Raw genomic sequence first — 25,959 nt, forward strand, 5'->3', positions numbered from 1 at the left:
AACAGATCCGTGAGGTGGTCCCATGACGCGGCCAGACGACGAGTTCCCCCCACTCGACGTCACTTCGACGCTCAATCTCGGTTCGCTCGACGAAGTGCTGGAGGGGCCGGACACCGATGTGGTGCCGAGCCGGATGTCCGGTTCGTTGCCGCCGGGGATGGCGCTGCTGGTGGTTCGTCGGGGTCCGAACGCTGGTGCCCGGTTCCTGTTGGATCACGATGTGACGACCAGCGGCCGGCACCCGGACAGTGACATCTTCCTCGATGACGTGACGGTTTCTCGGCGGCACGCCGAGTTCCACCGTGACGGTGGCACGTTCACGGTGCGGGACGTGGGTAGTTTGAACGGCACGTACGTGAACCGGGAGCGGGTCGAGGCGGCCACGTTGAGCAATGGTGACGAGGTGCAGATCGGCAAGTTCCGGGTGGTCTTCATCGCCGGTCCGCGTCCGGAGGAGGCCGGCCGGGGGTGAACGAGCCTGCGGCTTCGACGCCGCCCGGGGCGGCGCGTTCCACCGCGCTGATGAGCATCGGTGAGGTGTTGGCGCAGTTGCGGGTGGAGTTCCCGGACGTCACCATCTCGAAGTTGCGGTTCCTGGAGGCCGAGGGCCTGGTGGAGCCACAGCGGACGCCGGCGGGTTATCGGAAGTACAGCTGGGACGATGTGGCGCGGTTGCGGTTCGTGTTGACCGCGCAGCGGGACCAGTATCTGCCGTTGCGGGTGATCCGTGAGCAGCTGGCGGAGTGGGATGCGTCGGGTGCGGCGTCGGGTCGGCAGCGGCCGACGTTGGTGGCGGTCGGTCCCGGTGGTGAGGTGCCGGGCCGGGAGGTGGCGGAGCCCGTTGAGTCGGCTGAGGTCCGGCTGGGGCGGGCGGATCTGCTGGCTCGTAGTGGGCTCGCCGAGTCGACGTTGGGCGAGTTGGAGCGGCTCGGTGTGTTGGTGTCGGATCCGCCGGGCTGGTACGACGCGGACGCGTTGATCATCGCGTCGGCGGTGGCGGGGTTGGCGGCGTACGGTTTGGAGCCGCGGCATCTGCGGGGGTATCGGACGTCGGCGGATCGGGAGGTCGGTCTGTTCGCGCAGTTGGTGGCTCCGTTGGCGCGGCAGAGTGATCCGGCGGCGCGGGCTCGGGCGGCGGAGACGGCGCGGGAGCTGGTGGCGTTGTCGCAGCAGTTGCACGCGGCGTTGGTGCGGGTGGGGCTGCGGTCGACGTTGGGCCGGTGAGGTGTGGCGGGGCCGGGTGCCGTGGGGTGCCCGGCCCCGACCGTCGGTGGGCGCGGAAAGATCTGTCCCGGGAAGCGTGTCGTAGGCTTGCCGGGGTAACCCCTTCCTGGCGAGGCGTGGTGCACGTAGCGCATGGGGATCTCGTGTCGCGGTCCGTGTACCGTGCAGGGAAGAAGGGCGCGGGTGCGGGCGTAGGTGACAACGACACGGAGGCGGCGGTGCGCGAGCTGAGCGTGGTCGGAGTTCGGGTGGAGCTGCCCAGCAACCAGCCGATCGTCCTGCTGCGGGAGGTCGAGGGAGATCGCTATCTGCCGATCTGGATCGGCGCGGTCGAAGCGACGGCGATCGCCTACGAGCAGCAGGGGGTCAAGCCGGCTCGGCCGTTGACGCACGATTTGTTGCGAGACGTGCTGGCGGCGTTGCAGGCGCCGTTGCGGGCGGTGGAGATCACCGAGTTGAAGGAGAACGTCTTCTACGCCGATCTGTTGATCGGTGACGGGGTGCGGGTGTCGGCGCGGCCGAGCGATTCGATCGCGTTGGCGTTGCGGGTCGGGGCTCCGATTCGTTGTGCCGAGCAGGTCCTCGGTGAGGCGGGGATCGTCATCCCCGACGAGCAGGAGGACGAGGTGGAGAAGTTCCGGGAGTTCCTGGACCAGGTGCGGCCGGAGGACTTCGCGGGCTGAGTGGTGGCCGGCCGGGCAGGTCGTGCGGGCGGCGGCGGGCGTCACGGTGGGTGACGGCTTGCCGCTGTAGGTGATCTTCCGGGTGTGTGCGCGGCGTGTCGCGGTGTCTCCTCCGTGGTAACTCCTGTTTGCGGCTATAGGGTTGCGGTGTCGAGGGGTGCACGTACGGGGAGATGACGTGTCGCCGCACGGGCGGGGAGGTTGTCCGGATGCACGAGCCGCAGGATCCTGGTCCGAGTACGGGGCAGCAGGCGGGTGTCATGGGGCCTGAGCCGGGCGGTGACGGCGAGGTCGGCTACCGGGGTGTGACGGCGTGCCACGCGGTGGGTATCAGCTACCGGCAGTTGGACTACTGGGCTCGTACGGGCCTCGTCGTGCCGAGCGTGCGGGACGCGTCGGGGTCGGGGACGTCCCGGCTGTATTCGTTCCGCGACCTCGTGGTGTTGAAGGTCGTGAAGCGGCTGTTGGACGCCGGGGTGTCGTTGCAGAACATCCGGAAGGCGATCGAGGCGCTGCGGTCGCGTGGGGTGGAGGACCTGGCGGGCATCACGTTGATCTCCGACGGTACGACCGTGTTCGAGTGCCGGTCGCCGGAGGAGGTGGTCGACCTGTTGCAGGGTGGCCAGGGGGTGTTCGGCATCGCGATCGGTGGCGCGTTCAAGGAGATCCAGGGTTCGTTGTCGCACCTGCCGGCGGAGCCGGTGAGTGGTCCGCCTCCGGCGGCGGATCCGCCGGAGTCGGTGGGTGACGAGTTGGCCGCGCGGAGGGCGCGTCGTCGGGCCGGCTGAGCCGGCTCCCAGGGCATTTTTTCGACGATCGCGTCGTGGCTGCGGCCGCGGCGCGATCTTTTGTCGGGCGCTGCGGCGACCCGGCGCGGGTCCGGTTGGTGGGACTGGTGTCCGGGGCCGGGCGGCGACCGGTGGTGGTTGGCGTTTGCGGTGGTCAGGGGCCGTCTGCGGGGTGGCGGGCGCGCCGGGTTGCGGGCCCGTCCATGGTGGAGGTGTGTCACGTGGACCGGTCGGGGGTAGGTGACGAGCAGTGATTTTCTCGTGGACGGTCCGTGCGGATGATGGGAGCGCTACCTGGACGGCTGGTGTCAGGAATCTGATAGGGCGGGCGTGACCTTGTCCGGATGGCGCGCTATCGTCCCACACGGTCGTGCTGGCAACGACGTCACGGCAACTGCCCGCCAGCCGACCGGTTGCCCCTCCGCGTCGATCGGCGTGGCCCTGAGTGCTGGAAGGAACGACCGTGACGGTTACTGAAGAGACCGCCCCCTCCCACTACGAGCGGATCGGCGGCGCCGCTTCGGTGAAGGCGGCGGTGGCGCTGTTCTACGACAAGGTGCTCGCCGACCCGGAGCTGATTGGCTACTTCACCGACATCAACATGGCGGAGCAGCGGCGGCACCTGGCGCTGATGTTGACGGTGGTGCTCGGTGGGCCGAACGAGTACGCCGGCCGGGGCCTGGCCGAGGCGCATCAGTCGTTGAACATTCCGGTGGCGCACTATGTCAAGGTCGGTGAGCACCTGACCGCGACGCTGACGGAGCTGGGTGTGCCGGGGGACATCATCGGGGACGTGCAGGGCGTGCTGGGCAAGGTGCAGGACCAGGTGGTGGCACAGGGCCGCGGGACGGACGCCTGAGTGTGGACGCGGCACGGCTGAAGCAGAGCTGGTCCCTGGTTGCCGCGCACGGCGACCAGGTGCCGCTCTATTTCTATTCGATGTTGTTCCTGGCCCATCCGGAGACCCGGCAGATGTTCCCCACGAACATGGCGGGGCAGCGGGACCGGTTGGTGACCGCGCTGGGGCACGTCGTGTCCAACGTGGACCAGGTCGACGGCCTGGTCGGGTTCCTGCAGGATCTCGGCGCCGACCATCGCAAGTTCGCGGTGCGTGACGAGCACTATCCGGCGGTCGGTGAGGCGCTGGTGGCGACGCTGCGGCATTTCCTCGGCGAGGCGTGGACCGACGAGCTGGCCCAGGACTGGACGGCGGCGTACGGGTTGGTCTCGCAGGTGATGATCGACGCCGCGCATGCCGCCGAGTCGGAGAAGCCGCCGTGGTGGGTGGCCGAGATCCTCGGGCACGAGCGGCGGGCGTTCGACCTGGCGGTGCTGACGTTGCGCCCGCAGTACCTGCTGCCGTTCTCGCCGGGCCAGTCGATCGGGGTGTCCCATCCGGCGGTGCGGGCGTGGCGGTACTACTCGCCGGCGAACGCGCCGCGCGCGGACGGCACCCTGGAGCTGCACGTGCGGGCGGCGCCGGGCGGCGTGGTGTCGTCGCGTCTGGTGTACGGGAGCGCGGTGGGGGATCAGGTCCACCTGGCCGCGCCGGTGGGTGACCGGTTGACGCTGTGGCCGGCCGGGTCGGCGGATTTGCTGCTGCTGGCCAGCGGCACCGGCTGGGCACCGATCAAGTCGCTGGTGGAGCAGGTCGCCGCGGAGGGTTCCCGCCGCCGGGTCGACCTGTACCTGGGGGCCCGTTCGCGCAGCGAGTTCTACGACACGGACGCCATCGACAAGTTGGCGGCGTCGTACCCGTGGTTGACGGTCACCTACGTGGTGGGCGCCGACTTCCAGCGGCCCGGGGAGTTCACGCACGTGGTGGACCAGGCGCTGGCCGACGGGGACTGGCGGTCCCGGCACGTCTACATCTGCGGCTCCGACGACATGGTGAGCCATTCGGTGGGGACGTTGACCGGGGCGGGTTACCACCACGGGCAGCTGCACCATGAGGGTTTCGGCAAGCACTGGTACGGGCCGACGTGGCGGACGGCGATCGCCCCTGACGATTCCGGAGGTGTCCGGTGAGCGCAACTCCGATCAGTGGGTACGACGGGAGCCAGGTCTCCAGCGTGCAGATCCGGATGACCTCGGACCGGGTGCGGCGGTGGGAGTTCGACGCGGCGTCGTTCACCCGCCGGGGCTACGACCCGACGGATGTGGACCGGTTCCGCATGCAGGTGGCCGACGAGCTGGATGTGCTGGCGACGCAGGTGGCGAATCTGCGGGCGGAGAACGAGCGGCTCAACGATCATCTGGAGCTGCACCGGCACGGGGTGCTGCCGAGCGCCGGGGCGGCGAAGCTGCCGGCGGCGAAGGAGGTCAACCTGCTGTCGGCGGCGCAGCGGGAGGCCGAGCAGATCATCGCCCAGGCGCACGACTACGCCCAGCGGGTGGCCGAGTACGCCCGGATGCAGTATGAGAGCTACATGCGGGCGGCGGCGGAGGAGGCGAAGCAGGAGGCCGAGCGGGCGGTGGCGGAGTACCGCAGCAACTCCGGCGCGAACTTCGACGACTCGGTGGCGGCTCGGGAGGTGTTGCGGATCTTCGGCGAGATGATGATCTCGCACATGCAGGCCGCGGCCCGGCACCTCGATGACGGCAGTGAGCAGTTGGCGCGGACCATGGAGCGGATCGCGGCGGAGGTCACCGCCGGCGGGGCGGTGGGTGCCAGCGGCGCGGCCGGGAACGGCGGCGGTGCGGCCGTGGGCGCCGGTGGTGCTGCGGCGGTGGGCGGTGGTCGGGTGCGGGTCGCCCTGGCGCCACGCCATCAGCGTTGAGCATGGCCACGGTCCGCCGGTCACCCCTGACCGGCGGGCCGTGGCGGCGTCGGCGGGTCAGCTGGCGGTAGCCGCGCGGATCGCGTCGGCGATCGGTGTCTCCCCGCCGACGAGTTCCAGGGTCAGCCCGGTGGTGGCCGGCTCGTAGAGGAGCGCGAGCAGGACGCGGGCCACGTCGGCGCGGGTGACCTCGCCGGGGTCGACGTGCCGGGCGAGGGTGATCCGCCCGACGGGCTGGTCGTCGGTGAGCCGCCCGGGGCGCAGCACCGTCACCTCGAGGTCCCGGCGGGTGATCTCGTCCTCGGCGGCTTTCTTCGCCCGCAGGTACGCCGCCCACACCTCGTCGCGGCCGGGCCGGGGTGGGGCCTCCACGCCCATCGAGGAGACCAGCAGGTAGCGGCGGACGCCGGCGTGTTGGGCGGCGTCGGCGAGCAGCACGGCGGCGGCCCGGTCGACGGTGTCCTTGCGGGCGGCGCCGCTGCCCGGTCCGGCGCCGGCGGCGAACACCACCGCGTCCGCGCCGGCCAGGTGGGCGGCGACGGTGTCGACGTCGGTGTGTTCCAGGTCGGCCACGACCGGTTCGGCGCCGGCGGCGCGCAGCGCGGCGGCGTGGTCGGGGTTGCGGATCAGTCCGACGGCGGTGTCGCCGCGCCCGGCGAGTTCCCGTTCCAACAGCTTGGCGATCTTGCCGTGGCCTCCGGCGATGACGACTCGCATGGTCTCAACCTAGTCGCCGGGTGGGCCGATGGGCGGGCGAGCGCGTCCCCCGGTCGCCGGCTGGTGGCGCGGGCTGCCGGTCGCGGTCCACGCCCGCGGAGCCGGGCCGGTCGTCGCCGGGGGACGGTTGAGGCAGCATGGACGGGGTGAGGCAGACCTTCGACGTGTTGACCCGGCTGGTGGGCGCCGGGGGCGTGGTGGTGCTCAGCGGCGCCGGGTTGTCCACCGAGTCGGGCATCCCGGACTACCGTGGGCCCAGCGGCGCGGCCCGCCGGCACACCCCGATGACGTTCCAGGAGTTCACCCGGGACGCGGCGGCACGGCGGCGCTACTGGGCGCGCAGCCACCTGGGTTGGCGGTTGGTCGCCCGGGCGGCCCCGAACGTGGGGCACCGGGCGGTGGCACGGCTGCAGCGGGCCGGTCTGGTCGGCGGGATCATCACGCAGAACGTCGACGGGCTGCACACCGCGGCCGGCAGCACCGGGGTGGTCGAGCTGCACGGCCGCCTCGACGAGGTGGTGTGCCTGAACTGCGGCAACCTGACCTCCCGGGACGAGCTGGACCGGCGGCTGCGGCAGGCCAATCCGGGTTTCGTCGCGCGGGTCGCCCACGTCAACCCGGACGGCGACGTCGACCTGCCCGCCGAGGCGGTCGCCGGGTTCCGGACGGTCGACTGCGGCATCTGCGGCACCGGCACGCTGAAGCCGGACGTGGTGTTCTTCGGCGAGACCGTGCCCGCGCCCCGCGTCGCCGCGTGTTTCGCCCTGGTCGAGAGGGCCCGGGCGGTGCTGGTGCTCGGCTCGTCGTTGACGGTGATGTCGGGGCGCCGGTTCGTGATCCGGGCGGCGAAGCTCGGCATTCCGGTGGCCATCGTCAACCAGGGGCCGACCCGCGGCGACGGGTACGCCACCCTGACCGTGGACGGGCCGCTGGGCGAGGTGCTGGCCGCGCTGGCCGACCGGGTCGCCGGCCCGGCCGTCGCCGCCGGTTCCCCGGCGGCGGTGTGACGGCGCCGGGCGGGGAGGACGTGAGCCGGAAACACGGCCGCTGGTAGCGTTGACCATGCCGGTACCACCCACGCGGGAGAGACCGCCCGGAAACACCCCGGACGGCGCCGAAGGGGCATATTCCTCCCCGGAACCTCTCAGGCAAAAGGACCACGTGGGCAGGCGCTGTGGAGCGCGTGTGCGCGACTCAGGGGGAGGCCGACCTGTCGACCTCGCCCCGACAAGGAGCGCAGCGCATGACCGCAGCACAGTTCGCAGACCGGCATATCGGTCCCGACCCTGGCGACGAGCGCCGGATGCTGGAAACCGTCGGCCACAGCTCCGTCGACGAGCTGATGGACGCCGCGATCCCCGAGGTGATCCGCTGGCACGGCACGCTGGACCTGCCGGAGCCGGCCAGCGAGCAGGAGGCGATCGCCGAGCTGCGTGCCCTGGCGGCCCGCAACACCGTCGCCGTGTCGATGATCGGCCTGGGCTACCACGGCACGCACACCCCGGCGGTGATCCGCCGTAACGTGCTGGAGGATCCGGCCTGGTACACCGCGTACACGCCGTACCAGCCGGAGATCAGCCAGGGCCGGCTGGAGGCGCTGCTGAACTTCCAGACGATGGTCACCGACCTGACCGGGCTGGCCACGGCGAACGCGTCGATGCTCGACGAGGGCACCGCCGCGGCCGAGGCGATGACCCTGGCCCGCCGCGCGTCGAAGAGCAAGAGCCCGGTGTACGTGGTGGACGCCGACGCGCTGCCGCAGACCATCGCGGTGGTCAGCAGCCGGGCCGAGCCGCTCGGCATCGACGTGCGGGTGCTCGACCTCGGCCGTGACGAGCTGCCCGCCGAGTTCTTCGGCCTGCACCTGCAGTATCCGGGGGCGTCCGGGGCGGTCCGCGACCACACGAGCCTGGTCGAGGCGGCCCACCGGGTCGGGGCGCTGGTGTGCGTGGCCGCGGACCTGCTGGCGTTGACGCTGCTGCGTCCGCCGGGGGAGATCGGCGCCGACATCGCCGCCGGCACCACGCAGCGCTTCGGTGTGCCGATGGGCTTCGGCGGGCCGCACGCCGGTTACCTGGCGGTGCGGGCGGGCCTGGAGCGGATGCTGCCCGGCCGTCTCGTGGGCGTGTCGAAGGACGCGGACGGCAACCCGGCGTACCGGCTGGCGTTGCAGACCCGCGAGCAGCACATTCGACGGGAGAAGGCGACCAGCAACATCTGCACCGCGCAGGTGCTGCTGGCGGTGATGGCCGGCATGTACGCGGTCTACCACGGCCCGGACGGGCTGCGACAGATCGCGGAGCGCACCCACCGGGCGGCGGCGCGGCTCGCCGGCGCGCTGCGCGCCGGTGGCGTGGAGGTCGTCGAGGTGCCGTTCTTCGACACGATCACGGCCGTCGTGCCGGGGCGGGCCGCCGAGGTGGTGGCCGCCGCCGCGCAGCGCACCGTCAACCTGCGGCTGGTCGACGCCGACCGGGTGGGGATCTCCTGCGACGAGACCACCACCGCGGCGCACCTGGACGCGGTGTGCGCCGCGTTCGGGGTGCCGGCCGCGCAGGGTGAGACCGACACCCGGCTGCCGGCGGCGTTGCGGCGCACCAGCGACTTCCTCACCCACCCGGTGTTCCACCGCCACCGCTCGGAGACGGCGATGCTGCGCTACCTGCGGCGGCTGGCCGATTTCGACTACGCCCTGGACCGGGGCATGATCCCGTTGGGGTCGTGCACGATGAAGCTGAACGCCACCACCGAGATGGAGGCGATCACCTGGCCGGAGTTCGCGCACCTGCACCCGTTCGCGCCGCCGGAGCAGACCGCCGGGTACCGGGAGCTGATCGGCCAGCTGGAGGACTGGCTGGCGGAGGTGACCGGGTACGACGCGGTCAGCGTGCAGCCCAACGCCGGTTCGCAGGGGGAGCTGGCTGGGCTGCTGGCCATCCGGGCGTATCACCGGCAGCGCGGTGAGGGGCATCGGGACGTGTGCCTGATCCCGTCGTCGGCGCACGGTACGAACGCGGCGTCGGCGGTGATGGCCGGCATGCGGGTGGTGGTGGTCGGCTGCGACGCGGACGGCAACGTGGACCTGGTCGACCTCGACGCGAAGATCGACAAGCACCGGGACTCCCTGGCGGCGATCATGGTGACGTATCCGTCGACGCACGGCGTGTACGAGACGGGTATCGCGCAGCTGTGCGCGAAGGTGCACGACGCCGGCGGTCAGGTGTACGTCGACGGGGCGAACCTCAACGCGCTGGTCGGGTTCGCCAAGCCGGGGCGGTTCGGCGCGGACGTGTCGCACCTGAACCTGCACAAGACGTTCTGCATTCCGCACGGCGGCGGCGGGCCCGGGGTGGGTCCGGTGGCGGTGCGGGCGCATCTGGCGCCGTTCCTGCCCGGCGACCCGGCCGGGGCGGCCGAGGACGGGCGGCCGGCGATCTCCGCGGCGAAGCACGGGTCGGCGGGGATCCTGCCGATCCCGTGGGCGTACCTGCGGATGATGGGTGCCGAGGGGCTGACCCGGGCGACCGGGACGGCGGTGCTGGCGGCGAACTATGTGGCGGCGCGGCTGCGCGACCACTTCCCGGTGCTGTACGCCGGCAACAAGGGTCTGGTGGCGCACGAGTGCATCCTGGACCTGCGGCCGTTGACGAAGGCCAGCGGGGTGAGCGTCGACGATGTGGCGAAGCGGCTGATCGACTACGGCTTCCACGCGCCGACGATGTCGTTCCCGGTGGCGGGGACGCTGATGGTGGAGCCGACCGAGAGTGAGGACCTGGCCGAGCTGGACCGGTTCTGCGACGCGATGATCGCGATCCGGGCGGAGATCGACAAGGTGGCGTCGGGTGAGTGGCCGACCGGGGACAACCCGCTGTGCAACGCCCCGCACACCGCGGCGATGGTCTCCGGAGACGAGTGGCCGCACCCGTACCCGCGGTCGGTGGGGGCGTACCCGGCCGGGGTGGAGCGGGCGGGGCGGTACTGGCCGCCGGTGCGGCGCATCGACGGGGCGTACGGCGACCGGAACCTGGTCTGCTCGTGCCCGTCACCGGAGGCGTTCGAGAGCTGAGACGCGGATGCCGGGGCGGTCGTCGGGCCGCCCCGGCCAGGATGTCGACCAGGCACGGGGCCGGCCACCGGGCAGGGGCGCCGGCCTGGGTCGATGCCACGCTGCGATCACGCAGCGTGGTGAAAATCAGGCGACAAGGGCGTGTCGGGCGGGGCCGCGGTGCGGGGCGATGGTGCTGCCGTCGGGAAGCAGTTCGCCGGTGTCCTCGAACACGATGACACCGTTGCAGAGCAGGCTCCAGCCCTGCTCACGGAAGCAGGCGAGGACGCGGGCGGCTTCGCGGTCGGTCGCCTCGGCGGAGGGGCAGGTGGGCTGGTGCTGGCACATCGGGTTCTCCGGGCTGTGGGGGCGCTGTGTCATGGTTCACATGACCAGTGACGCACAGTACCAAGCGGAAGCGCGCGCTATCGAGCAGGCTTCCGTCTTGTTCACCTTAAATCGGCTGAACGGATGAGCGAGGATGGGCCAGACGGCGTGGAAGCGCTCCCACAGAGGGTGATTGACGTACCCGGCGCCCCCGGCGGCTGCCGGGAACGGCTCGTGGAACGGGCGCGCCTGCAGTGGCGGACCGCCGACGGCGGCGACCCGGCCACGCTGGCGCAGGAGTTCCTCGCCGCGCACGGGATCGCCCTGGACGACCTGGCCCGCCCGGCCGGCCACGACCCGTCCGGGGTCTGCGGGGCCGCCCTGTACCTGTCCGCCGCCGCCGGGGCGCGGGCCGCCGGCGGCGCGCCCGGCGCGCCCACCCCGGCGCCGGCGCTGCCCGACCTGGTGGTGGTCGTCTACGGCCATGCCGACCGGCCGCCCGCGCCGCAGCCCCCGGCCGGCAGCAACTGGTGGCTGGGGGACTGGCGGGACAGCTGGACCCCCCGACAGCACGCCGACGCCGTGGCCGCGGTGCGCGCCGCCATCGGCCGCGGCGATGTCTACCAGGTCAACGTGGTCGGCCACGCCGCCGCGCCGTACGCCGGGGACCCCCGGCCCGCGCTCGCCCGGCTGGCCGCCCTGCCCGGCGCCCGCTACGGCGGCACCCTGACCGGCGCGGGCTGGGCGATCGGCTGCGCCTCACCGGAGACGCTGATCGCCCTCGAGGCCGGCCGCCTGGTCACCCGGCCGATCAAGGGCACCCGGCCGGCCACCACCGCCGGACGGCGGGAACTGCTCGCCTCGGCGAAGGAACGCGCCGAGCACGTCATGATCGTCGACCTGGAACGCAACGACCTGGCCCGGGTGGCCCGCACCGGCTCGGTGCGGGTGGACGAGCTGTTCGCCGTACGCCGGTGGTGTGACCTGTGGCAGGCGGAGTCGACGGTGTCGGCGGCGCCCGCCGACGGGCTGGGCCTGGCCGAGCTGCTGCGCGCGGTGTGCCCGGGAGGGTCGGTGACCGGCGCGCCCAAGCTCGCCGCGCTGGACCGGATCGCGGTCCTGGAGCCGGTCGGGCGGGGCGCCGGCATGGGCGCGCTCGGCTGGGTCGGCCCCGGCCGGATCGACCTGGGGTTGACGATCCGCACCGCCGCGGCCGACGCCGAGCGGCTGCACCTGTGGGCCGGTGGCGGCATCACCTGGGACAGCGATCCGGCCGCCGAGGTCGCCGAGGCGGCGGCGAAGGCAGCCCCGGTGCGCGCCCTGCTCGCCGCCGGCTGACCCCGCGCCGCGGCATCGGCCGCGCCGGCACGACCGACCGACGTCGACCGCCCAGACGACCGCCCAGACGACCGCCCAGACGACCGCCCAGACGACCGGCCGGCGACGAAGGGTCGCTGCGGCGGCGGGCGGCCGGGCGTGGCCGGCCGGTCAGGCGTGGGCGAAGGCGTCCAGGGCGGCGACCACGCGCTCGCCCACCCCGTGGCCGCTACCGTGGCCGCCGGTCTCGACGATCTCCAGCCGGGCGTCCGGCCAGTCGCGGGTCAGCTGCCAGGCGATGTCCGGCGGGCCGCTCACGTCGAGGCGGCCCTGCACCAGCACGCCGGGGATGCCGGCGAGCTTCCCGGCGTCGCGCAGCACCTGCCCGTCGGGCAGGAAGCCGAGGTGGCTCCAGTAGTGGGTCACGATCCGCACGAAGCACGCCCGGAACACCGGGTCGGCGTAGCGGGGGCTGGGCTCGAACCCGCCGGCGAGGGAGACGTGCACGTCCTCCCAGGCGCACCAGTCACGCTCGGCCTGCTCCCGCACCGCCGGGTCCGGGTCGTTGACCAGCCGGGCGTACGCGGCGGACAGGTCACCGTCCCGGTCCGCCGCGGGCACGCCGTCGCGGAACCGGGCCCACTCCCGCGGGAAGATCCGGCCCATGTCGCGGGTCACCCAGTCGATCTCGCGGCGGGTGTTGGCGACGACGCTGAACAGCACCAGCGCGCTGACCCGGTCCGGGTGGCGCTGGGCGTACGCCAGGGACAGCGACGAACCCCAGGAGGCGCCGCAGAGCAGCCACCGGTCGACGCCGAGGTGCTCGCGCAGTCGTTCCATGTCGGCGAGCAGGTGGGCGGTGGTGTTGACCGACAGGTCCACGGCCGGGTCGCCGGCGTGGGGGGTGCTGCGTTCGCAGCCGCGCTGGTCGAAAAGGACGATCCGGTAGGCGGCCGGGTCGAACAGCCGCCGCCAGGACGGGGTGGCGCCGGAGCCGGGGCCGCCGTGCACCACCAGGGCGGGACGGCCGTCCGGGTTGCCGCAGGTCTCCCAGTACACGTGCTGGCCGTCGCCGACGTCGAGCAGGCCGTGCGCGTACGGCTCGATCGGTGGATACATCCCGGTTCCCTCCCACATCCCAGATGCAACAGCGCTGTTACATTAGCGGACGTGACCGCCACCCCCGATCGCGAGGCGCTGGGCACCCTGCTGCGCCACGTGCTGGAACTGCTCGACGGCGACGTCGCCGCCGTCTACACCGGCCTCGACGTGGCCGACTACCGGCCCCGCTACTCGCCGCTGGTGCGGGTGCTGGTCGCCGACGGGCCGCTGCCCATCCGCGACCTCGCCACCCGGGTCGGGGTCACCCACTCCGCGGCCAGCCAGACCGTCGCCCAGATGAGCCGCGCCGGCCTGGTCACCCTCACCCCCGGCGCCGACGGCCGGCAGCGCATCGTCACCCTCACCGACCGGGCGCGGGCGCTGCTGCCCGTCGTCGAGGCCGAATGGGCGGCCACCACCGCCGCCATGCGCCGCCTCGACACCGAGCTGCCCGTACCGCTGGCCGACGAACTGCACGCGGTCCTCGCGGCGCTGCGCCGCCGCCCGCTGCGCGACCGGATCGCCGACACCGGCCTGGCACCCCGCCACGCGCCGATCGGCCGCCGGCCCGCCGGCGCGTGCTGACGACACCGCGGGTAACGGCCGGATAGCCTTTCGGGCATGACTATGCGCCCGATCCGGACCATCGGCGACGCCGTGCTGCGTACCCCGTGCGAGCCGGTGACCAGCTTCGACGCCGACCTGCGCGCCCTGGTGCAGGACCTGATGGACACGCTGCTCGGCGCGCCCGGCCGCGCCGGGGTCGCCGCGCCCCAGATCGGGGTGAGCGCGCAGGTGTTCGTCTACGACGCCGACGGCCACCGCGGCCACCTGATCAACCCGACGCTGGAGCTGTCGGAGGAACGCCAGGACGACGACGAGGGCTGCCTGTCCATCCCCGGCCTGTACTTCCCGACCTCGCGGGCGATGCACGCCACCGCGCACGGCTTCGACGAGCACGGCCAGCCGCTGACCATCGCCGGCAGCGGTTTCCTGGCCCGCGCCCTGCAACACGAGACCGACCACCTGTACGGCCGCCTGTACGTCGACACGCTGCGCGGCGACACCCGACGCCGGGCCCTGCGGGAGATCCGCGCCGGCCGGTTCGACTCGCCCGGCCGGCGACTGTGACGACGCGGGGGTGCCCGGCCCACCCGGCCACCCCCGCTCATCGGATCACTTCGCGGGGAACGGCCCGAACCGCACCGACGGGTCGGCGGAGTCACCGGTGCACAGGTCGACCCACCCCGGTTGCGCGTCGGGTTGTCGACCCGGCGCGGCGGTTGGACAGGGGCACAGCAGCCGGCCGCCCGGTCACGGAAGGCGGCGCAACCCGCACTCGGTGAAGTCGGCGACCCGGGTGAAGCCGAGCCGCTCATAGAGGCGTACGGCGGTGCCGTTGTCGGCCCGGACGTTGAGCGTCACGTGGTCGACGTCGGCGCGCAGCCGGGCGCAGAGCGCCGCCACGGCCGCCGCGGCCAGCCCCTGGCCACGCACCCGCGGGTGGGTGGTGACGTTGCCCAGAGCCGCCACCCGCCAGGTGGGGGACCACACGTGCACCCCGGCGACCGCGACCAGGTCGCCGCCGTCCCGGATGCCCACGTACCGGCCGGTGTCCAGCATCCGCGGGTCGAACCAGTTGCCCGGGTACGCGGCGGCGTACAGGTCCAACAGCGCCGGGAGGTCCGCGCGGTCGAGCGGCTCGCCGGCGGGGGTCACCCGGGCCAGCCGGGCCGGGTCGGTCAACGCCATCCGGTGGTGCCCGGCGGCGTCGGACACCGCGTACCAGCGCGCCACGGTGGCCTCCAGGCCGGGGGAGAGGTGCGCCCACAACCGGGCCGGCAGCACCGGCGCGAGCTCGTCCAGCAGCGCGGCCGCCTCGCCGGTGGCCGGCGGCGAGGCGAACACCAGCAGCGTCGGCAGCTCGACACCGTGATAGAGCAGCGCCACCTGATCGCCGCGGCGGAACCAGGAGGTATACGGCCAGAAGAAGTCGTCCAGGTCACCCAGCTGGTACGCGTGCAGCACCGGATCCCGGCTCAGCAGCTCGGCCAGGACGGCCCGGTCGTGTTCGGCGCGGACAGGCATCAGCCGATGATCACATGCCGTCCGTCAGCAGCCGCCGCCGCGTCCCGCCTCGGCGGGCAGGTTCTCGTGGGCCCAGCGGGCGAGCGCGTCCAGGGCCGGCAGCAGCGCGGACCCCCGGTCGGTGAGCTGGTAGCTGACCCCCAGCGGCGGCCCCTCCCGCACCGTGCGGGAGACCAGACCGACCCGGCACAGCTCGCCGAGCCGGTCGGACAGCACCGACTCGCTGATGCCCGGCAGCGCGCGGCCCAGCTCGGCGAACCCGGCGGGGCCGTTGGCGAGGGTGCCCAGCAGCACGCCGTTCCACCGCTTGCCGAGAAACGCGAAGGCGCGGGCGAGGCCCCCGTCGCACGCCCGTGGCGTGTGGCTCACTTCCGGCCTGACTGTCACCACTTCAGGATACGGGGCTACCCTGACACCCGAGGCACTACTAAAAAGCTAGCTGCTGCCAATTGCGGAGCAGTTCGCCAAGAGCGAGGAACCACATGAACGACCCCATCGCCCTGCACCCCGACGCGCAGGCCCTCCTGTTCACCGACGCCCGCACCGCCAACACCTTCACCGACGAACCGGTCACCGACGAACAACTCCGCGCCATCCACGAACTCGCCAAGTACCCGCCCACCGCCGCCAACACCCAACCCCTGCGGGTGCTCTACGTCCGCCACGGCGAACCCCGCGAGCGGCTGCTCACCCACATGAACGACGGCAACCGCGCCAAGACCGCCACCGCGCCCGTCGTCGCCGTACTCGCCGCCGACACCGACTTCCACCACCACATCCCGCGGATCTTCCCGATCCGCCCCCAGATGCGCGACACCCTCGACGGCGACCCCGCCAGCCGCGAACACATGGCCCGCTTCAACGCCACCCTGCAGATCGCCTACTGGCTGCTCGCCGCCCGCGCCGCCGGCCTGGCCACCGGACCGATGGCCGGCTTCGACGCCGCCGGCATCGACAAGGAATTCCTCGCCGACACCAGCTGGAAATCCCTGCTCGTGGTCAACCTCGGCAAGCCCGGCCCGGACGCATGGTTCCCCCGACTGCCCCGCCTCGACTACGACGACATCGTCCGACACGCCTGACACCAGCCCGGCTGACCGGCCCGGTGGTGGCCGGGCCGGTCAGCCGGCCACCCACTGGTCGTAACCCAGCCGGCCCACCAACGCCACCACCACGACCAGCAACACCACCCGCACGAAACCCGCGCCGCGCCGCAACGCCATCCGCGCCCCCACCGCCGCGCCCACGACGTTGCACACCGCCATCGCCGCACCCAACAGCCACCACACGTGCCCGGTGGCCGCGAACACCACCAACGCCCCCAGATTCGTGCCCGCGTTGACCACCTTCGCCATCGCCGACCCGTGCACGAAATCCGCCCCCACCAACGCGGTGAACGCCAACACCAGGAACGTGCCCGTACCCGGCCCGATCAACCCGTCGTACAGGGCGATGCCCAAGCCGGCCACCGCCACCGCAGCCACCACCCGCACCCGCGTACGCCGCTGCGGCAACGCCACCACACCCAGCCGCGGCCGGGACAACACGAACACCGCCACCGACACCAGCACCACCAACACCACCGGCCGGTACGCACCCGCCGGCACCGCCCCCGCCAGAGCCGCACCCAACCCCGCGGTCAACACCGCCAGCCCCGCCGACGGACCCGCCACCGCCCAGTCCAGCTTCGTACGCCGCGCATACGTCACCGCCGCCGTCGACGTACCAAAGATCGCGGCCAACTTGTTCGTACCCAACGCCGTGGCCACCGGCACCCCCGGCGCCGCCACCAGCAACGCCGGCAACAACAACAGGCCACCACCACCCACCACCGCATCCACCCAACCCGCCACCGCGGCCACGCCCAACAGGGTGGACAACGACACAAGATCCACGGGCGGCATTCTGCCCACCACCACCGCCACAACAAGCCCGGTTGTGGCCAGCCTCACCGCCGCTCAACGCCCCCGACGACGCCGCAACCACAAACCCGCCGACGCCACCGCCACGAACACCAGCACCGAACAGACCAACGCCTTCAGCACCCGGCAAGCCTGCCACGCGGACGTAGGGTTGACTGGTGCGCCTGGCCACCTTCAACCTGCTGCACGGCCGGTCCCTCACCGACGGACTCGTCGAACCCGACCGGCTCGCCGCCGCCGTCACCGCACTCGACGCCGACGTCCTCGCCCTGCAGGAAGTCGACCGCGACCAGTCCCGCAGCGGCAACCTCGACCTCACCGCCATCGCCGCCCGCGCCCTCGACGCCCCCGAACACCGCTTCGCCGCCGCCGTCGTCGGCACCCCCGGCGAACAGTTCCGCCCCCTCACCCACGACGACGACGGCCACGGCGAACCCTGCTACGGCATCGGCCTGGTCAGCCGCCACCCCGTCCGCTCCTGGCAGGTCACCCGACTCCGCCCCGCCCCCGTCCGCTCCCCGGTCTACGTCCCCGGCCCCGGCGGCGGACTCGTCCTGCTGCACGACGAACCCCGCGTCGTCCTCGCCGCCGTCCTCGACACCCCCTACGGACCACTCACCGTCGCCGCCACCCACCTCTCCTTCGTCCCCGGCTGGAACCTCCTCCAACTACGCCGCGTCATCCGCGCCCTGCGCACCCTGCCCGCCCCACGGATCCTCCTCGGCGACCTCAACCTGCCCGCCGGGCCCGCCGCCCTGCTGACCCGCTGGCGGCCCCTCGGCCGACGCCCCACCTACCCGGCCGGACAGCCCCGCGTCCAACTCGACCACATCCTCGCCGACCGCCACGACCTCGACCGGCTGCCACCCGTCACCGCCGTCACCACACCACTGTCCACCATCTCCGACCACCGGCCCCTCATCGTCGACCTCGGCCCGCACAGCTGACCCCGACCACCCGAAGCCGCCGGAAGCCGCCGCCATCGACCGGCTCTCCACCCGGAACGGCCGCCCCGCCACCAACCCAGCTCAGCCCAACCCCGACGCCCACCGCGCCGCCCGCACCGCATTACGGAACAACATCGCCACCGTCGTCGGACCCACCCCACCGACCCGCGGCGTGATCGCCCCCGCCACCTCGGCACACGACTCATCCACATCCGGCAACAGCCGCCGCCCCTCGTACCGCACCCCACCACCGACCACCACCGCGCCCGGCCGCACATGCTCCGGCCGCACGATCCCCGGCACCCCCGCCGCCGCCACCAGAATCTCCGCCCGCCGCGTGTACCGCGGCCAGTCCGCCACCCCGGTGTGCACCACCGTCACCGCCGCGTTCGCCGTCGGCCGCTTCTGCGCCAGCAACATCGCCAACGGCCGACCCAATGTGGCCCCCCGACCCAGGATCACCACCTCACGGCCCGACACCGGCACCCCATGAAACGCCAACAACGCCTCGATCCCCGCCGGCGTACACGGCAACGGACCTGGCAACCCCAACGCCAACCGGCCCATGTTCACCGGATGCATCCCGTCCACGTCCTTGTCCGGGTCCAGCACCGCAAGAGCCCGGTCGTAGTCCAACTGCCCCGGAATCGGATACTGCACCAACACCCCGTGCACACCCTTGTCGGCGTTGAAATCCTCCAACACCGCGTGCAGGTCCGCCTGCGACGCCGACGCCGGAAGATGCACATGCGGCGACACGAACCCCAACTCCGCCGCCTGCCGCTGCTTGATCCGGATATAGCCCGCGCTCGCGTCGTCGTCACCCACCAGCACCGTCGCCAACGCCGGCGTCACCCCCGCGGCGCGCAACGCCGCCACATCCTCGGCGACCTCCGCCAACACCCGCTCCGCCACCGGCCCACCCGGCAGCAGCCGAGCCGACGCACCCGAAGAAGACATGCCACACCCCGCCCACGGAGGCCCAGGCGGTCGACCCCCGCGACGAGCTCCCCGATGGTTACAGCCATCCCTGTGCCGCCAGTCGCGTTCCCGCCCAGCCTGCCACAGCCCGCCACACGAACGCACCCGCCCGTCGCCCCACCCACACCACGACACCGCGCGGCCACCCTCACCCCGGAAGCAGCCGCGCCTGCTGAGCCAGAAACACCACGCCGACCACCGCGACCACCGCGGCGATCACCCAACCCGCCGCCCGCAGACCCAGATGAATACGAGTCGCACCGACCAACCTCGGATTCCCCGCCGCCAACACCAACAGAACCAACCCCACCGGAGTCGCGATCCCGCCGATCAGGCTCGCCACGAACAACAACCGGATCGCACCGATCCCCGTCGAGGCCAGCGCAACACCGGCCAACGTCTGCGCGACCACCACCGCATAGAAACGCGGCGCCTGCCGAGGCGAACGACTCAACCCCCGCGGCCAACCGAAGGCACTGGCGGTCACATACCCGCCAGTCGACATGATCACCGGCACCGCGATGATCGCGGAGGCGAGCAACCCACCCGCGAACAACGCACCCGCCAACGGCCCCGCCAACGGGCGAAGCGCCTGCGCCGCCTGCTCAGCCGTGTCCACGTGCTCATGGCGCACGCCCAACGTCGCACCACTGGCAACCAGAATGCACCAGAAGATCACCGCCGCCAGGGCACCACCCACCAGCGCGTCGAACTCGCGGAACCTGAGCTCCCCCCGGGCACACGGCTCCTCGACCTGCTCCACCGTCTGCCACACATACATGTAGCTGGTCAACGTCGTGCCCAGGATCGCCAACATCCCGGCCAGGTGCTCCCGGGTGAACGGCACCGTCGGAACCAGACTGCCCCGCGCCACCGCCAACCAGTCCGGCCGCGCCAGAACCGCCGCCACCCCATACGCGAGCAGACCCAGCATCACCAGCTTCAGCACCCGCTCGACCTCGTCGTACTTGCCCCACAGCAGCAGAGTGAGCACCCCCGCGGCGAAGCCCGGAACGAGCCAACGCGACTCCACCCCGATCAGCAGACCGATCGCCGCCGCACCGGCCGCGACGTCCGCCGCGATCGTCACCACGTTGACCGCCAGAACGGAAACCAGCAGCAGGACACTCGCCACCCGGCCGTACCCGTCACGTACCGCCCGCTGAAGATCACGCCCGGACAGCACACCCACGCGGGTGGCCAGAATCTGCACCACCACCAGCGCCGGCATCATCAACAAGGTCAGCCACGCCAGCCCGAACATCGTGCTCGCCCCGACCACGACCAACGTCGCCACCGTGGTCGGATCGGTGTCCGCCGCCCCCGACACCAGACCCGGACCCAGCGACCTGAACCCCAACCCGCGGGAACCCGCCGCCGGCACCGATCCGCGCCCGCGCCTCCCGCGACCAACCCACGGCAGCCGTCGCTCACCCATCACGACCCCCGCCGACGGCACCGACCCGGCCCAGCCCGACCCGCCGGCCGGACGCCTCACATCCGGCCGCTACTCGAACCTCGCACCCTTCGGCGGTCGCGCACTCTCAGAGTGTGACAGCGAGCCGGCCACCGAGTACGGAAGTTCCCGGAAGCCCCGAATCGTTAACGACCCGGATCAACCGCCCCAGGCCCCAACAACTCCGCCAACACCAGATTGGTCCGGTTGGATCGCACCGCCGCCCGCTGCTGACCCGCCGTCACCTCGATGTACGTCTGCGACGACGCCAACGACGCGTGCCCCAGCAACCGCATGATCTCCGCCGCGCTCGCCCCGTCCTCCGCCAACCGGGTCGCGAACGTGTGCCGCAACGCGTGCAGCCGCGCCCCACGCGGCACCCGGTCACCGATGCCCGCCCGCCGGTAGCAGGACTCCACCAGGTACTGCAGACCACCCCGGCGCAGGGCCTCACCCCGCCGGTCCACCAGCAACGGCGAGTCCGGGCGTACGCTGCGCGCCCCGAACCGGCGACGGCGGCTGTCGAGATAGTCCGCCAGCACCCGGTCCACGCCCGCCTCGATCGGCACCGTCCGAGGACGCCCGCCCTTGCCGGCGACGTCCACCCGTCGCTCGCCGTCGCGGCCGGCCAGCGACGCCACCCGCAACGCCAGCAGCTCGGACAGGCGCAGTCCCGCGCAGAGCGCCAGCGCCAACACCGCCAGGTCGCGCTCCGGCCACGGGTCACGCTGCCGGCCCTCCGCGCGGGCAACCGCGGCCAGCAGTTCCTCCGGGGTGTCCTCGCCGCGCAGCGGCTTGGGCTGGGGGAGCGGCGTGCGGGGCCGCCCCACCGCCGGCATCGGATTCCCGGGTACGACACCCTCGGCGACCAGGAAGGTGAAGAAGCTGTTCCAGGTGGACCAGGCACGGTGGACCGAAGCGGCGGCGCGGGGACCGGCGAACCGGGCGAACGCCGTCCGCATGAGCCGGGGGGAGAGGGCGGTGATCTCCAGTTCGTCGAGGGGGAGGGGAGGGGTGGCGTGCTCGGCCGCGAGCTGGGCGACCGTGAGCAGGTCCCGCCGGTACGCCGCGAGGGTGTGGGGGGAGGGCTTGCGGGTGGCCCGGGCGGTCAGGAACTCCTCGATCAGTCGCCCTACCGACTCGTCCGGTTTGTCATGCATAAGGGATATTATGCATGATTTTCGCATTCCAGTCATCCGTGCGGGAGGTGAGCGGGCGACACCACATGCGCAGAGCCGGCGGCGACACCGACCATGACTGACAGTGCCCGCCGACCACGCCCCGGGGGAGGCCGGGACGGTCGTCTTCAGAACCGACCCTCACGCGGCCTCGACCGGGCGGCTCGCCGGGCCCGGCGAGCCGCCCGCCATCCGGCGCCCGCCAGATAGAGCTGACGCCCCCCGAACCAACCGAACGGGAAGCTGACCCAGTCCGGCCAGCCCCGCCGGTCGGCAACGTAGGCGGCGGCGGAGCAGAGGGCGAGCAGGACCAGTCCCACGATCACCCGTCGCACGGTCGTGCCGGTCGGCGCCGGTTCGACGTACTCTCGGATCCGGCGACGTCGCTGCCCGGGTTCGCCCGCCTGGAGGCGTTCGAGTTCGGCGCGGGTGCCGATCGCGTGCCGGCGATCCGGCTCGGCGGCGTACGTGGCGATCGCCTTGGCAACGAAGTCCGGGTCCCCGTCCTCGAAGACGGCCTCGTCGCGCGCCAGCGTCCATCCGGTCGAGGTGACCAGCTCCGGTCGGGCGTAGTGCAGCTTGAGCTGCCACCAGTTGTCGCCGCGGGTCGGCTGCTCCGGCCCGAGCGCCTCCCACGGAATGACCAGCGCGCCAGCCGTCTTACCGGCCTCGATCCCGCCGGGCCGCAGGGTCAACCCGGCGCCCCGCCACAGCGCCCGCCACAACCCCGCGACCAAGCTCCCGAACAACAGCCCGACGGCGAGCCCGGCCCAGGTCACGCGGCTGACTGCCAGGCCCAGCGCGGCGAACTGCAGGCAGGCCAGGCCGAGGAGAAGATTGTCGGCGTGCACCGGCGTCCGAAAGCTGCGATCGCGCTCGTCGACCAGGAACGCCGCCCAGGGCTGTCTCCTGCGTGGCCAGGCCACAATCACGGCCGCGACGAACATGATCAGCCCGGTTGCGGAGCAGGCGATGTAGACGGGCACCGGATACCAGATGCTGGCGACCAGCTCGGCGGCGACGGCCCCGAGCGCCGTCACGATGACCGTGCGCCTGTTCACCGGGCGACGGTACGAGGCGCGTCGCTCGCACGGAACGACCGCTCGGCCGGCTGAAGATCATCCGATCCGTCGGCCGGGCGCATGTGCCGGGCGGCGGCGAGGGAGGCGCCACCTCGCTACTTGACATAATGTACATTATCGAATGCTCGGCGATCGGCCGTAGCAGCGACCGGTTGCCGCAGGGGTTGTCTCTCTCGGGCGTCAAATTCACCGCCGCCTTGACCGTCTCACTACTCTTCGGCCATGACCGACGATGTGCGCCCGGCCGGCGGGCGTCCCGCGATCGGACCCCCCGGGTCCGGCGACCCCGCTCCGCATCCCTCCGGCACCGCCAACGTCATCAACTCCCCCATATTCGTGCCCCCGGTCCGAACCTCGGAACATGAACAAGCCGCCGTGATTCCCAGCAGCGGCTGGACCGACGCCATCGAGTTCTCCGGATGGGCACAGTCGACCGTCATCTACCTCGGGTCGGCCATTGCGTCCGGAGTGCTGGGGAACGTGGCGTACGACGGGCTCAAGGCGGCACTCGGCCGGCTGCGACGCGGCAAGGTGTCCCCCGATCCCGGGCCCCAGGACCCCGACCTCGTGCTCCTCGCCCGGGCAGCGGTCCACGCACGGTGCGCGGATCTCGGCCTCGATGAGCAGGCCGGCGCTGATGTCAACGCCGTCTGCTCACATGCAGCTGGCGGGTGGGAGGTCCTGTTCCGCGGCCGTCCTGATGGGGTCACGGCCTCCGTCCGGCTCTCGGTCGACGATCAGCGGGCGGATGTCAAGGCGGAGGTTCGCCTGCCGCAGGAGCTGATCAGCCAGCCCCGCGAGGTGAAGGACGACGGGGCGGCTATGGGGGTGCTCAGGTCGGCCGACGGGTGGGAGCGGCAGCCGCCCGCGTAGTCGGGGCCCCGGCAGATCCACCGGCACCAAACTGTCACCTCGGCGTGCTTGAGATCTCCAGGAGCCCCGTGTGATTGTTATGCGTCGATGAGCTGCCGCGCGCGAGGCTGACCGCCGTCCAAGGGCAACCGGGAACCAATACCGGGGGACGGCGACGAGCACAGGAGAAGTCCGTCCCTGGTCCGCCCGCCCGCGTCGCCGCGCCGTTCGGCGCGAACCACCCGTCGCCGGCTGGGCGAATCTCTGTCGTGAAGGAGAAACCCCAGCATGTACGAGTATCGAGGGGGCACCAGGCCGGCGCGTCGGGCCCGGCCCGGTCGACGTCGCTGGACGTCGCTCGCGGTGAGCCTGCTGCTCGCCACCGGCGCGCTGTCCGGGATCCACCCGCAGAGTGCCGGCGCGGCGACCACCACGGCGACCGTGACCGTGAACGCGCGGGCGGGGCTGGCGACCATGCCGGACACCGCGCTCGGCGTCAACCACGCCATCTGGGACCAGCAGCTCGGCAGCAATGAGACGTCGGACCTGTTACGGGCCGCCGGCGTCCAGATGATGCGGTACCCAGGCGGCTCGTACGCCGACATCTATCACTGGCGGGACCACACCGCGCCCGGCGGGTACGTCGCCCCCGGCACCGACTTCGACACCTTCATGGCGGGGGTGCGTCGGGTCGGCGCCCAGCCGATGATCATCGCGAACTACGGCACCGGCACTGCGGCCGAGGCCGCGGAGTGGGTGCGGTACGCCAACGTGACCAAGCGTTATGGCGCCAGGTACTGGACGGTCGGCAACGAGAACTACGGCAACGGCCACTACGGCTCGGCCTGGGAGGCCGACGACCACCCCGACAAGAGCGCGACACAGTACGCGAAGCTGGTCGTCGAGTACGCCGACGCGATGAAGGCGGTCGACCCCACCATCAAGGTCGGCGCGGTGCTGACCATGCCGGCGAACTGGCCGGACGGTCTGACCGCCGGCGGTGATCCGGGCCCGTGGAACCAGACCGTCCTCTCCCTCGCCGGCCCGAAGATCGACTTCGTCGATGTGCATTGGTACCCGGGTGGCAGCGCCGCCGAGTCGCTGACCCGTACCAGCCACATCGGCGACGCGATGTACCTTCTCCGGCAGCAGCTCAACCGGTACGCCGGGGCGAACGCGGCGCGGATCGGCATCAGCTTCACCGAGTTGAACGTCGATGCCGGCCGAACCACCCAGCCAGGCGCGTTGTTCCTGGCTGACGTGTACAGCGGGCTGCTGGAGAACGGCGCCTTCACGGTCCACTGGTGGAACGTCCACAACGGCATCGGCACGGTGTCGACCGTGGCGGGACAGACCGACTACGGCGACTTCGGCATGCTTTCCAGCGGCGGCTGCACCTCGGACGGGACGGTCTGTGAACCGCCACTGAACACGCCGTTCGCGCCGTACCACGGGCTGTCCATGATGAACCTCTTCGCCCGGGCCGGCGACCAGTTCATCCGCGCCGGCACCGACCAGCCGCTGGTCACCGCGCACGCCGTCCGGCGGGCGAACGGGGAGCTCGCGGTGCTGCTGGTGAACAAGGACCCGGACAACGCGTACCCGGTCACTATCGACTACGCCGGGTTCATCCCGTCGACCGCTGCGCCGACGGTCTACACCCACACCAACGGTGCCGCCTCCATCGCCACCAGCCAGACCGGTACCGCGACCAGCCGTACCCTGCCGCCGTACTCGCTGACCACGCTCGTGGTGCGCCCGGTCGGCGCGGTGACCGGTCAACCCGGTGCGCCGGGCCAGCCCACCGCGAGCGGCGTGACCGACCGGCGGGCGACCATCTCCTGGCCCGCGGCCGCCGCGGGCAGCAGCCCGATCGCCAAGTACGAGGTGTACCGGCAGAACGGGGCGATCAGCGAGCAGCTCGGCGAGACGACCGGCACCACGTTCACGGTCGGCAACCTCAACCCTGGCAGCAGGTACACGGTCAATGTGGTGACCCGGGACACCGCAGGTCGGGTCTCCTGGGCCTCGCCGCCGGTCACCTTCGCCACCGGCAGCCCGACCACCAGCACGTGCAGCGTCCGCTTCACCGACAGCTCGGACTGGGGCAACGGCTATATCGGCGCTGTCGACATCATCAACAACGGGGCGGGTCCCATCAACGGCTGGACGCTCACCTGGAGCTGGCCGGCCACCTGGCAGCAGGTGAGCGGCGGCTGGAACGCCAACTGGGAACAGGTCGGCAACACGGTGAGGGTCACCAACAACGACGACAGTCGGCAGATCGCCGGTGGTGGGGGTAGCACCAGCATCGGCTTCGTTGGCGCGTACAGCGGGCCGAACGTCCTGCCCACCGCGTTCACCCTCAACGGCACCCTCTGCACCAGCTTGTAGATCACCACCGCTGGGCTCGGCTCAAGACAGTGGGAAGGTTGGTGCTCCGACATTCTCACTGTCTTGAGCCGGCCGTG

General features: G+C 72.1%; 26 protein-coding genes and 1 riboswitch. Of the genes, 16 read left to right on the forward strand and 10 right to left on the reverse strand.

The features are described 5' to 3' along the window. Nucleotides 1-22: 22 nt before the first annotated feature. The 7 genes from ACIRG9_RS14555 to ACIRG9_RS14585 all read left to right on the forward strand — a co-directional run bounded on the left by ACIRG9_RS14555 (nt 23) and on the right by ACIRG9_RS14585 (nt 5,475). Nucleotides 23-472 (forward strand): FHA domain-containing protein, encoded by a 450-nt coding sequence (locus ACIRG9_RS14555; RefSeq protein ID WP_046570336.1) that lies wholly within the window; start codon nt 23-25, stop codon nt 470-472. A 50-nt stretch (nt 473-522) separates the two neighbouring features. Then, nucleotides 523-1,224, forward strand: coding sequence for a MerR family transcriptional regulator (locus ACIRG9_RS14560; RefSeq protein ID WP_402856040.1), 702 nt, complete (start codon nt 523-525; stop codon nt 1,222-1,224). Nucleotides 1,225-1,442: 218 nt separating this feature from the next. Next, the gene (locus tag ACIRG9_RS14565) at nt 1,443-1,907 is read left to right on the forward strand and encodes a bifunctional nuclease family protein (protein ID WP_402855006.1); all 465 of its coding nucleotides are present in this window, start codon (nt 1,443-1,445) and stop codon (nt 1,905-1,907) included. Between the two features lie 209 nt (nt 1,908-2,116). After that, nucleotides 2,117-2,695: a MerR family transcriptional regulator gene (locus tag ACIRG9_RS14570; RefSeq protein ID WP_402855008.1), complete on the forward strand. Its 579-nt coding sequence runs from the start codon at nt 2,117-2,119 to the stop codon at nt 2,693-2,695. A gap of 463 nt (nt 2,696-3,158) precedes the next feature. Further along, nucleotides 3,159-3,554, forward strand: a complete 396-nt coding sequence (locus ACIRG9_RS14575; RefSeq protein ID WP_402855010.1) for a group 1 truncated hemoglobin — start codon at nt 3,159-3,161, stop codon at nt 3,552-3,554. A gap of 2 nt (nt 3,555-3,556) precedes the next feature. Then, a complete protein-coding gene (locus tag ACIRG9_RS14580; RefSeq protein ID WP_402855012.1) occupies nt 3,557-4,723 on the forward strand; it encodes a globin domain-containing protein in 1,167 nt (388 codons plus the stop codon). Then, a complete protein-coding gene (locus ACIRG9_RS14585; protein WP_402855013.1) occupies nt 4,720-5,475 on the forward strand; it encodes a DivIVA domain-containing protein in 756 nt (251 codons plus the stop codon). The genes ACIRG9_RS14580 and ACIRG9_RS14585 overlap by 4 nt, the downstream gene beginning before the upstream one ends. Before the next feature lie 57 nt (nt 5,476-5,532). Here the strand turns inward: ACIRG9_RS14585 and ACIRG9_RS14590 are convergent, their stop codons facing one another. Then, complete coding sequence (locus ACIRG9_RS14590) at nt 5,533-6,192, reverse strand: NAD(P)H-binding protein (protein ID WP_402855015.1); 660 nt, start codon at nt 6,190-6,192, stop codon at nt 5,533-5,535. A 137-nt stretch (nt 6,193-6,329) separates the two neighbouring features. On the opposite strand from ACIRG9_RS14590, the gene ACIRG9_RS14595 reads away from it, so the two are divergent. Then, entirely contained in the window at nt 6,330-7,199 is an 870-nt protein-coding gene (locus ACIRG9_RS14595; protein WP_402855017.1) for an NAD-dependent protein deacetylase, read from the forward strand. 63 nt (nt 7,200-7,262) lie between these two features. Beyond that, nucleotides 7,263-7,362, forward strand: a riboswitch (glycine riboswitch). 73 nt (nt 7,363-7,435) lie between these two features. Further along, on the forward strand, nt 7,436-10,258 hold the full coding sequence (gene gcvP / locus ACIRG9_RS14600; RefSeq protein WP_402855018.1) for an aminomethyl-transferring glycine dehydrogenase: 2,823 nt from the start codon (nt 7,436-7,438) through the stop codon (nt 10,256-10,258). Between the two features lie 126 nt (nt 10,259-10,384). Here gcvP and ACIRG9_RS14605 read toward each other — a convergent pair whose 3' ends face one another. Then, entirely contained in the window at nt 10,385-10,585 is a 201-nt protein-coding gene (locus ACIRG9_RS14605; RefSeq protein WP_073833165.1) for a DUF5999 family protein, read from the reverse strand. Between the two features lie 123 nt (nt 10,586-10,708). Here ACIRG9_RS14605 and ACIRG9_RS14610 point away from each other — a divergent pair, with 123 nt between their 5' ends. Then, nucleotides 10,709-11,902, forward strand: coding sequence for a chorismate-binding protein (locus tag ACIRG9_RS14610; protein ID WP_402855020.1), 1,194 nt, complete (start codon nt 10,709-10,711; stop codon nt 11,900-11,902). A gap of 150 nt (nt 11,903-12,052) precedes the next feature. On the opposite strand, the gene pip is transcribed toward ACIRG9_RS14610, so the two are convergent. Continuing rightward, nucleotides 12,053-13,000, reverse strand: coding sequence for a prolyl aminopeptidase (pip, locus tag ACIRG9_RS14615; protein WP_402855021.1), 948 nt, complete (start codon nt 12,998-13,000; stop codon nt 12,053-12,055). 51 nt (nt 13,001-13,051) lie between these two features. On the opposite strand from pip, the gene ACIRG9_RS14620 reads away from it, so the two are divergent. Together ACIRG9_RS14620 and def are read left to right on the forward strand one after the other, a co-directional pair. Further along, nucleotides 13,052-13,567 (forward strand): MarR family winged helix-turn-helix transcriptional regulator, encoded by a 516-nt coding sequence (locus ACIRG9_RS14620; protein WP_402855023.1) that lies wholly within the window; start codon nt 13,052-13,054, stop codon nt 13,565-13,567. Between the two features lie 36 nt (nt 13,568-13,603). Then, nucleotides 13,604-14,113 carry a peptide deformylase gene (gene def / locus ACIRG9_RS14625; protein ID WP_402855025.1) on the forward strand — a complete coding sequence of 170 codons (510 nt, stop codon included), beginning with the start codon at nt 13,604-13,606 and terminating at the stop codon, nt 14,111-14,113. 183 nt (nt 14,114-14,296) lie between these two features. On the opposite strand, the gene ACIRG9_RS14630 is transcribed toward def, so the two are convergent. After that, entirely contained in the window at nt 14,297-15,070 is a 774-nt protein-coding gene (locus ACIRG9_RS14630) for a GNAT family N-acetyltransferase (RefSeq protein WP_402855027.1), read from the reverse strand. 24 nt (nt 15,071-15,094) lie between these two features. Continuing rightward, nucleotides 15,095-15,457, reverse strand: coding sequence for a winged helix-turn-helix transcriptional regulator (locus ACIRG9_RS14635; RefSeq protein WP_402855029.1), 363 nt, complete (start codon nt 15,455-15,457; stop codon nt 15,095-15,097). Between the two features lie 95 nt (nt 15,458-15,552). On the opposite strand from ACIRG9_RS14635, the gene ACIRG9_RS14640 reads away from it, so the two are divergent. Beyond that, a complete protein-coding gene (locus tag ACIRG9_RS14640; protein WP_402855031.1) occupies nt 15,553-16,152 on the forward strand; it encodes a malonic semialdehyde reductase in 600 nt (199 codons plus the stop codon). A 39-nt stretch (nt 16,153-16,191) separates the two neighbouring features. Here the strand turns inward: ACIRG9_RS14640 and ACIRG9_RS14645 are convergent, their stop codons facing one another. Continuing rightward, nucleotides 16,192-16,965 (reverse strand): sulfite exporter TauE/SafE family protein, encoded by a 774-nt coding sequence (locus tag ACIRG9_RS14645; RefSeq protein WP_402855032.1) that lies wholly within the window; start codon nt 16,963-16,965, stop codon nt 16,192-16,194. 185 nt (nt 16,966-17,150) lie between these two features. On the opposite strand from ACIRG9_RS14645, the gene ACIRG9_RS14650 reads away from it, so the two are divergent. Next, nucleotides 17,151-17,939, forward strand: coding sequence for an endonuclease/exonuclease/phosphatase family protein (locus ACIRG9_RS14650; RefSeq protein ID WP_402855034.1), 789 nt, complete (start codon nt 17,151-17,153; stop codon nt 17,937-17,939). 81 nt (nt 17,940-18,020) lie between these two features. On the opposite strand, the gene ACIRG9_RS14655 is transcribed toward ACIRG9_RS14650, so the two are convergent. The 4 genes from ACIRG9_RS14655 to ACIRG9_RS14670 all read right to left on the reverse strand — a co-directional run bounded on the left by ACIRG9_RS14655 (nt 18,021) and on the right by ACIRG9_RS14670 (nt 22,615). Further along, nucleotides 18,021-18,899 (reverse strand): bifunctional 5,10-methylenetetrahydrofolate dehydrogenase/5,10-methenyltetrahydrofolate cyclohydrolase, encoded by an 879-nt coding sequence (locus ACIRG9_RS14655; RefSeq protein ID WP_402855036.1) that lies wholly within the window; start codon nt 18,897-18,899, stop codon nt 18,021-18,023. A gap of 169 nt (nt 18,900-19,068) precedes the next feature. Further along, nucleotides 19,069-20,250 carry an NRAMP family divalent metal transporter gene (locus ACIRG9_RS14660; protein ID WP_402855037.1) on the reverse strand — a complete coding sequence of 394 codons (1,182 nt, stop codon included), beginning with the start codon at nt 20,248-20,250 and terminating at the stop codon, nt 19,069-19,071. A gap of 272 nt (nt 20,251-20,522) precedes the next feature. After that, on the reverse strand, nt 20,523-21,536 hold the full coding sequence (locus tag ACIRG9_RS14665) for a tyrosine-type recombinase/integrase (RefSeq protein WP_402855038.1): 1,014 nt from the start codon (nt 21,534-21,536) through the stop codon (nt 20,523-20,525). Between the two features lie 146 nt (nt 21,537-21,682). Continuing rightward, nucleotides 21,683-22,615: a hypothetical protein gene (locus ACIRG9_RS14670; RefSeq protein ID WP_402855040.1), complete on the reverse strand. Its 933-nt coding sequence runs from the start codon at nt 22,613-22,615 to the stop codon at nt 21,683-21,685. 396 nt (nt 22,616-23,011) lie between these two features. Between ACIRG9_RS14670 and ACIRG9_RS14675 the strand changes: the two genes are divergently transcribed. Both ACIRG9_RS14675 and ACIRG9_RS14680 read left to right on the forward strand, forming a co-directional pair. Continuing rightward, nucleotides 23,012-23,509 (forward strand): hypothetical protein, encoded by a 498-nt coding sequence (locus tag ACIRG9_RS14675; RefSeq protein ID WP_402855042.1) that lies wholly within the window; start codon nt 23,012-23,014, stop codon nt 23,507-23,509. 267 nt (nt 23,510-23,776) lie between these two features. Further along, the gene (locus tag ACIRG9_RS14680) at nt 23,777-25,882 is read left to right on the forward strand and encodes a cellulose binding domain-containing protein (RefSeq protein WP_402855044.1); all 2,106 of its coding nucleotides are present in this window, start codon (nt 23,777-23,779) and stop codon (nt 25,880-25,882) included. Nucleotides 25,883-25,959: the final 77 nt, after the last annotated feature.

The sequence above is a fragment of the Micromonospora sp. NPDC093277 genome (assembly GCF_044765245.1).
Lineage (GTDB): Bacteria > Actinomycetota > Actinomycetes > Mycobacteriales > Micromonosporaceae > Micromonospora.

Excerpts from the sequence above, each read along its gene's own strand:
- ACIRG9_RS14555 (WP_046570336.1), top strand. The coding sequence starts at position 23 with ATGACGCGGCCAGACGACGAGTTCCCCCCACTCGACGTCACTTCGACG.
- ACIRG9_RS14560 (WP_402856040.1), top strand. The coding sequence starts at position 523 with ATGAGCATCGGTGAGGTGTTGGCGCAGTTGCGGGTGGAGTTCCCGGAC.
- ACIRG9_RS14570 (WP_402855008.1), top strand. The coding sequence starts at position 2,117 with ATGCACGAGCCGCAGGATCCTGGTCCGAGTACGGGGCAGCAGGCGGGT.
- ACIRG9_RS14590 (WP_402855015.1), bottom strand. The coding sequence starts at position 6,192 with ATGCGAGTCGTCATCGCCGGAGGCCACGGCAAGATCGCCAAGCTGTTG.
- ACIRG9_RS14595 (WP_402855017.1), top strand. The coding sequence starts at position 6,330 with ATGGACGGGGTGAGGCAGACCTTCGACGTGTTGACCCGGCTGGTGGGC.
- gcvP (WP_402855018.1), top strand. The coding sequence starts at position 7,436 with ATGACCGCAGCACAGTTCGCAGACCGGCATATCGGTCCCGACCCTGGC.
- ACIRG9_RS14605 (WP_073833165.1), bottom strand. The coding sequence starts at position 10,585 with ATGTGCCAGCACCAGCCCACCTGCCCCTCCGCCGAGGCGACCGACCGC.
- ACIRG9_RS14610 (WP_402855020.1), top strand. The coding sequence starts at position 10,709 with ATGAGCGAGGATGGGCCAGACGGCGTGGAAGCGCTCCCACAGAGGGTG.
- pip (WP_402855021.1), bottom strand. The coding sequence starts at position 13,000 with ATGTATCCACCGATCGAGCCGTACGCGCACGGCCTGCTCGACGTCGGC.
- def (WP_402855025.1), top strand. The coding sequence starts at position 13,604 with ATGACTATGCGCCCGATCCGGACCATCGGCGACGCCGTGCTGCGTACC.
- ACIRG9_RS14630 (WP_402855027.1), bottom strand. The coding sequence starts at position 15,070 with ATGCCTGTCCGCGCCGAACACGACCGGGCCGTCCTGGCCGAGCTGCTG.
- ACIRG9_RS14640 (WP_402855031.1), top strand. The coding sequence starts at position 15,553 with ATGAACGACCCCATCGCCCTGCACCCCGACGCGCAGGCCCTCCTGTTC.
- ACIRG9_RS14655 (WP_402855036.1), bottom strand. The coding sequence starts at position 18,899 with ATGTCTTCTTCGGGTGCGTCGGCTCGGCTGCTGCCGGGTGGGCCGGTG.
- ACIRG9_RS14665 (WP_402855038.1), bottom strand. The coding sequence starts at position 21,536 with ATGCATGACAAACCGGACGAGTCGGTAGGGCGACTGATCGAGGAGTTC.
- ACIRG9_RS14680 (WP_402855044.1), top strand. The coding sequence starts at position 23,777 with ATGTACGAGTATCGAGGGGGCACCAGGCCGGCGCGTCGGGCCCGGCCC.